Consider the following 7115-nt stretch of genomic DNA (forward strand, 5'->3'; position numbering starts at 1 on the left):
TTCTTTATACCTCACTTTTCATTATTTTAATTACTTGTATTAATTATATATCCATATAGGTAAGTAAATAATCAATAATATATTTTAAAACTAAGCTTATTATATCATAAAAATTACTATTTTGCATTTGTTTTTATGTCTATTATAGCCTTATATTGGGTACTCTACTAGATAACCGCTAGCCAATGATTCCTTTACATCAATAACCCTCTGGTTTTTAGATCCCCTATACTTAAGCTTAATATCCCTCTTGTCTATTTCAAATCGGCCATCTATTAGGACGTCTACCTCTTTAAGAAGGGCTAATTTTTTTGGATTTTTTATAGCATCTTCAAAAATGTCCCCAGTCCATAACCATATATCCTTATTTGGATGGGCCCCATTTACCTTTTTGAGTAAATCTAGTAATGAAGAGTCCATAGTTTGCTGAAGAGGCTCTCCTCCAAGTATATTTAGGCCCACAACCATAGGATTAGATACAAGGTCTAGGAAGTATTTTTCAGTTTCGTCCGTCCAGTCATCACCGTAATTAAAGTCCTGCTGGTCCTTGTTAAAACAACCCTCACAATTGTGACTACAACCAGAAACAAACAGACTTACCCTGATTCCTGGACCGTTGGTTACATCTAGTTTTCTTATCTTACTGTATTTCATCTCTACTCCTTAATCATAGATACGAATAAGATGGCAAAAGGTAACCTCTTGCCATCAAATATCATAATATATATTATATATGTTTGGTATCAAAACTTATAAGTGTAAAACCCTGTCTCCAATTTCTTGAGTCCTACCTTTGTTCCAAAAATTAGTTCCAATATATCCACAAGTACGTCTCATTACCTGCATTTCGTCCCTATCCTTGTTACCACAAGAAGGACAATACCAGTCTAGATTTTCATCTAGCTGCATTTCACCGGTATAGCCACACTCATAGCATACATCTGGCTTTGTATTAATTTCAGCATACTGAATATTGTGGTAGATAAAGTTTATTACCTGCTCTACAGCCTCTGGATTCCTAGTCATATCTGGGACTTCTATGTATGATATACAGCCACCAGTAGAAATGCCATGGAACTGTGACTCAAACTGAAGTTTGCTGAAGGCATCTATTTCTTCAAGGACATTTACATGGTAAGAATTTGTATAGTAAAGCTTATCTGTCACACCTTCTATCTCTCCAAACCTTGCCTTATCTATTCTACAGAATCTGTAAACTAGAGATTCTGCTGGTGTTCCATAAAGACTGAAGCCTAGACCAGTTTCATTTCTCCATCTATCACATGCATCCTTCATATGTCTCATTACATCTAGGGCAAACTTTTCTCCTTCTGGTGTAGTATGGCTAACACCTAGCATAGCATAAACCATTTCGTATATACCAACATAGCCAAGAGAAAGTGTGGAATATCCATTCTTTAGCAAGGAATCAATTTTTTCGCCCTTTTCAAGCCTAGCTATCGCTCCATGCTGCCAGTGTATAGGTGATACGTCAGAAAGTGTTCCTAGTAGCATTTCATGCCTTCTAAGTAGGGCATCCTTACACAACTCTAGTCTCTGGTCTAGTATATTCCAGAACTGCCCCATTCTACCACCTGAAATAATAGCTATCTGTGGTAGGTTTAGTGACACAACCCCCTGGTTGAATCTTCCGTACCACTTGTAATTGCCATCCTCATCCCTCCATGGAGATAGGTGGGACCTACAACCCATTGGTGGGAATGTACAACCTTCATAGTTCATTTTCATTATCTTAGCACTCTGGTAGTCTGGTACTAGTCTCTTAGCAGTACATTCAGCTGCCATCTTTGTTATATAGTCATATTTTCCACCTTCAAGGCAGTTGTTTTCATCCAATAGATAAACTAGCTTAGGGAAGGCTTCACCTACATTTTGTCCCTTGTAGTTCTTCATACCCTCTAGCCTTTGCTTAATCATCTCTTCGCATATTAGGGCCATTTCCTCTTCGTACTCATTACCATCTTCGATTTCAAGGTAAATAGTTGCGAATGGGGCCTGACCATTTGTCGTCATCAGGGTTGAAAGCTGGTACCTGATAGTCTGAACTCCATCCTTTAGGTCCTTTAACATCATATCGTTAGCTAGGTCTAGGGCTAGTTCTTCGTCCTTGTACTTGTCTAGGTAGAAATTATAGAACTTGTCCTTAGTCTTTCTTAGGTACGGTGCTAGGTGCTTTATAGTTATACTCTGACCACCGTACTGGTTGCTAGCAACCTGGGCCATTATCTGTGTAGTTACTGTACAAGCAGTAGAAAATGACTTTGGACTTTCTACCATCTTTTCGTTTATAACAGTACCATTATCTAACATATCCTCTATGTTTATTAGACAGCAATTGAATATTGGCTGTAGTGTATAATCCATATCGTGCCAATGGATAGCACCCTCATCATGGGCCTGAACTATATGTGGTGGTATAAGCTTTCTTCTAGCAATATCCTTTGATACTTCGCCTGCAATCAAGTCTCTCTGAGTTGAGCATATAACAGCATTCTTATTTGAGTTTTCCATCATAAGGTCTTCATTAGACTTTCTCATCAGCTTAAGTATAGAGTCGTCAGTAGTATTTACCTGTCTCTTGAACTGCTGAACAGCTCTGTATCCTTCGTAAGCCCTTGCTGTTTCACTATGGTTATAGTGGATTAGTCTATCATATACAAAACCTTCTATCTTGTAGATTGTTGGTGTTTCATCTAACTTTAAAAAATGATTTTCGCAGTCTCTAGCTACTGCTTCAGCTATATCTGGATGGTAGAGACCACTACCATTTTTCATTGCTTTCTCTATTGCTATTCTTATTTTCGATCGGTCAAAAGGAACAGTAGTCCCATCTCTCTTAATTGCGTACATATAATTCACTCACTTTCATCTTTATCTTCGTAATTTATTTCTAACACATTATCACCATATCCAAAAATAAAAAGTATAATCATCTGTCTTTAAAATTTCTAATAAAAAATTGCTTAAAATATGTCTTCAAACAGATATAATATACTTGAACTATTGATATACACTATATTGTGTTATTCTTTATTTAAATACAACATATAGATTATATATTTTTTGTAGATACAATATGTTGTGTCTTCGCTATATAGTATAAGACATTTTAGAAAATAAAACAAGACCATATTTTAGGTTAAAAATGATGGCAAAATAGTCAAACTTTAGATAATAATGTTGGGTATGGTACCATAACTATCATAACATATAGCATTAAACTTTTTGCACTTTATGCTACCAAGATTAATTAATAAATTAAGGTGAAAAAACTGTGAAAATTTTTATTATTTTTTATATATAACACTATATATTGATTCCTTAACCGGGTAAGTCCGGCTCTTAACTACTAAATATGCTATTTCAAACATGTGAAAATAGTAAAAACCACAACTTTTAGTGATAGAAAAGTTTCATTATGAAGTGATTGGAGTATCCTATCTTATATTATTATAGTTTGTGGCTAATAATCTATAAGTGTGTTATAATGCAGTAAGTAAATATATATTAAATTAGGAGGATATTATGGAGATTTTAGAAAATGAACAGCAAGTCTATGATAAATTAGACTCTCTAGGTGTAGAATATAAGGTAATTGAACATGAACCCCTTTTTACAGCTGAAGATATGGATAAGATAGCTGATAGGGCTCCAGGAATTCAGTGCAAGAACCTCTTCTTAAGAAATGCCAAGGGAAACAAGTATTACCTAATCACTGCTGAACATATGGCAGATATAGATATGGTTGATATCAGGGCAAAGATAGGTTCTACAAGATTATCCTTTGGATCACCTCAAAGGCTTATGAAGGTTTTAAAGCTTGAGCCAGGATCTGTAAATCCCTTCTCTCTTATTAATGATACAAACAAAGAGGTCCAGTTCTTTTTAGATAAGAACCTTATGACAGACCAACAGCTTAACTTCCACCCTAATGTAAACCATAAGACGGTAAATATATCTTTTGAGGGTTTAAAGAAATATCTTTCTTCAATAGGAGTAGTAGTAAATACAATAGACCTTTAATCTTATATATTTAAGATAGGTTAACAATATATATGGTAGAGATAATTTTACGTAAATAAAAAAGTAAGTAGGACTATTTATCCTTCTTACTTTTTCTTTGTATACATAGATGCTCTTAGGTATTTTCTAGGTAATCTAAGATTAATCAGAAGACATTATAAGACACATTCTTTATGCTACTCACTATACGCTTAAATACATAACTATAAGATATTCATCTGTTGCAGGGCCTTTAAAGATCCCATTTTTGAGTGGTCATATGTCATACCGCCTTGGAAATAAACATTATAAGGTGGCCTAATTGGTCCATCAGCACTTAATTCTATTGATGATCCCTGGACGAAGGCTCCTGCTGCCATAATTACCTGGTCATCATAGCCAGGCATATCCCATGGTACTGGTGTTACATATGAATCTACTGGTGCTGCAGCTTGAACACCTTCGCAGAACTTGATCAATTCGTCTGCACTATGAAGCTGGACAATTTGTATAATATCACTTCTCTCAGCATCGTAGGCAGGATTGACCTTGTAGCCAAGTTTTTCATAGAGTCTTGCACAAAAGATTGCCCCCATTATAGCCTGAGATACTACATAAGGTGCTATAAATAAGCCTTGAAGTATTGATCTGGTAGTTCCAAAGGTAAGCCCACATTCTTTACCAATTCCTGGACAAGTCAACCTATAGGCAATTAATTCAATTACATCAGACCTACCTACTATATATCCACCCGCCAGAGCAAGACCTCCACCAGGATTTTTTATTAGAGACCCAGCCATTACATCTGCTCCTACATCAGTGGGCTCAAGAGTTTCCAGAAATTCACCATAACAGTTGTCAACCATGACAATAAGGTCAGGTTTTACTGACTTTACGGCTTCTATAGCTTCCTTTATATCCATAATAGTTAGGGATTTTCTCCAGGCATAGCCCTTTGACCTCTGAATCATTATTAGCTTAGTTTTTTCGCTGATGGCTGCCTTTGCTGCTTCAATGTCGATGTCTCCATTTTCCAGAAAGTCCACCTGCTTGTAGGTAACACCAAATTCCTTTAGGCAGCCCTTCTCTTCTCTTATCCCAATTACACCCTGAAGTGTATCATAAGGTGCAGAGGTAATAGATAGTATTTCATCTCCAGGCCTAACTATACCCTGAACAGTTAGGGAAAGGGCATGTGTACCATTTACTATCTGGGGTCTAACAAGGGCATCCTCAGCATGGAATACATTGGCATAGATTTCCTCTAATTTTTCACGGCCAATATCATTATAGCCATAGCCAGTAGTCCAATTGAAGTGGTTATCACTAAGGTTGGCTTCCTGCATGGCATTTAAGACCTTCAACTGGTTGTACTCTCTTATTTCCTTTATCCTATCGAACTGGGCCTTTATTTCCTGGTCGACCTCCTTGGACAGGTCAAATATTTTCTTATCTATACCATATTTACTCAATAAGAGCTCTTCGGTTTCTTTTAACATTATATTTCTCCTTTTTCTTCAAAGCCTTGACTAGCCATGAATTCTCTTATAATTTTTAACTGGTCATCTAGAGATTTTACCTTATCAATGTCAAGCCATAGGGCCTTTGGATACCTCTTGAACCATGTTATCTGTCTCTTAGCATATCTTCTAGAGGACTGTTTAATGGATGCTTTTGCATCCTCTAGACTAATTAGTCCCTCAAAATAGTCTAGAATCTCCTTATAGCCTATTCCCTGCATAGATGTAATTTCCTTTGTATATCCCATCTTGTGTAGGGCCTCTACCTCATCAAGAAGACCCTGTTCAAACATAAGGTCTACCCTATTGTTAATACGGTCATATAGGTGGCCCCTATCTCTATTAAGAACAATAATATGGGCTTGATAATTTTCGTTAAGTTTCAAGTCGCTTGAAAAGTCCCCAAGCTGACCACCAGACCTATAGACCTCAATAGCCCTTATAAGCCTTTTTGAGTTGTTTTTATGGATACGCATAGCAGTTTGGGGTGATAAATCCTCAAGCATTGAATAAAGGTAGTCGCTCCCCTTTTCCTTTAATATGTCTTCCAGCTCCTTCCTTATACCTGGATCAGCCTGGGACTGACCAAAGTCCATATTAAAGATGATAGAGTTTAGGTAAAGTCCCGTTCCTCCTGTGATTATCGGGAGTTTGCCCCTTGAATAGATATCCTCTATTATAGACTTTGTGGCATTTTGGAAGTCTGATACAGAGAAATCCTCATCAGGTTCAATTATATCAATCATATGGTGGACGACCCCATCCATTTCTTCAGGTCTTACCTTAGCGCTGCCGATATCCATATACTTGTAAATCTGCATTGAGTCTGCAGATATTATTTCACCATGAAGGCTCTTGGCCAATTTTATGGAGAGGTCGGTTTTACCGACTGCTGTAGGACCTGTGAGTATAAGTATTGGTATTATATTTTCCATACTTTTTCCTTTCTGGGGTTAGGTCCCCTACATTTTTCTCTTAAACATCTTTTCCATATCGTACTTGGTCATAGATACCATAACAGGTCTTCCATGAGGGCAAGTATATGGATTGTCACATTTTTTTAGTGACTCTAGAAGGGCAATCACTTCATTATAATCAAGCTTGTCGTTAGCCTTTATGGCCGACTTACAAGCTATTTCAGCAATTTCGTCATACTTGCTGTCATAAATACTATCTCTTTTAGATGCTTTTTCAAGGTCTGAAAACTTGTCTATAAGTTCATATATAAACCTCTCTGATTCCGGCCTTCCAAAAGTATTTGGCAAGCCTCTTACGCTAATATTCTTGTGTCCAAAGGTTTCGACTATAAAGCCATACCTTTCGAATAGGTCTATATTCCTTGTGGCTATTTCCATGTCAGTTGGAGATAGATCCATTATAATTGGATCTAGTAGGTACTGAACCCTAATGGAATCAGACTTGAAGGATTTCATGTACATTTCAAACCTAACTCTTTCATGGGCTGCGTGCTGGTCCATCATATATAGTTGGTCAGACTTAGAAAAAAGAATATAAGTATTGAATACAATGCCTATATAGTTGAGTCCATCGAAGTCGTGTCTAATTGAAGTG

At 36.7% G+C, this 7115-nt stretch carries 5 protein-coding genes and 1 pseudogene; 1 reads left to right on the forward strand and 5 read right to left on the reverse strand.

Annotated elements, in window-relative coordinates:
* Positions 1–150: 150 nt before the first annotated feature.
* Together nrdG and nrdD are read right to left on the reverse strand one after the other, a co-directional pair.
* Entirely contained in the window at positions 151–654 is a 504-nt protein-coding gene (gene nrdG / locus ACW6OJ_RS00535) for an anaerobic ribonucleoside-triphosphate reductase activating protein (protein ID WP_455105140.1), read from the reverse strand.
* Between the two features lie 96 nt (positions 655–750).
* Complete coding sequence (gene nrdD / locus ACW6OJ_RS00540; protein WP_293427340.1) at positions 751–2871, reverse strand: anaerobic ribonucleoside-triphosphate reductase; 2121 nt, start codon at positions 2869–2871, stop codon at positions 751–753.
* Between the two features lie 675 nt (positions 2872–3546).
* Here nrdD and ACW6OJ_RS00545 point away from each other — a divergent pair.
* A complete protein-coding gene (locus tag ACW6OJ_RS00545) occupies positions 3547–4044 on the forward strand; it encodes a prolyl-tRNA synthetase associated domain-containing protein (protein WP_293427337.1) in 498 nt (165 codons plus the stop codon).
* A gap of 203 nt (positions 4045–4247) precedes the next feature.
* Here the strand turns inward: ACW6OJ_RS00545 and ACW6OJ_RS00550 are convergent, their stop codons facing one another.
* The 3 genes and pseudogenes from ACW6OJ_RS00550 to ACW6OJ_RS00560 all read right to left on the reverse strand — a co-directional run.
* Entirely contained in the window at positions 4248–5522 is a 1275-nt protein-coding gene (locus ACW6OJ_RS00550; protein WP_412426869.1) for a methionine gamma-lyase family protein, read from the reverse strand.
* A complete protein-coding gene (gene miaA, locus ACW6OJ_RS00555; RefSeq protein WP_456095458.1) occupies positions 5522–6478 on the reverse strand; it encodes a tRNA (adenosine(37)-N6)-dimethylallyltransferase MiaA in 957 nt (318 codons plus the stop codon). Before miaA ends, ACW6OJ_RS00550 begins: the two co-directional genes overlap by 1 nt.
* A gap of 27 nt (positions 6479–6505) precedes the next feature.
* Positions 6506–7115 (reverse strand): annotated as a pseudogene (locus tag ACW6OJ_RS00560) (DNA mismatch repair endonuclease MutL); the annotation flags it as partial.

The organism is Peptostreptococcus sp. (assembly GCF_977045075.1).

Bases quoted from the DNA above. Each gene is read 5' to 3' on its own strand.
- ACW6OJ_RS00545 (WP_293427337.1), top strand. From the start codon at position 3,547: ATGGAGATTTTAGAAAATGAACAGCAAGTCTATGATAAATTAGACTCT.
- nrdG (WP_455105140.1), bottom strand. From the start codon at position 654: ATGAAATACAGTAAGATAAGAAAACTAGATGTAACCAACGGTCCAGGA.
- ACW6OJ_RS00550 (WP_412426869.1), bottom strand. From the start codon at position 5,522: ATGTTAAAAGAAACCGAAGAGCTCTTATTGAGTAAATATGGTATAGAT.
- nrdD (WP_293427340.1), bottom strand. From the start codon at position 2,871: ATGTACGCAATTAAGAGAGATGGGACTACTGTTCCTTTTGACCGATCG.
- miaA (WP_456095458.1), bottom strand. From the start codon at position 6,478: ATGGAAAATATAATACCAATACTTATACTCACAGGTCCTACAGCAGTC.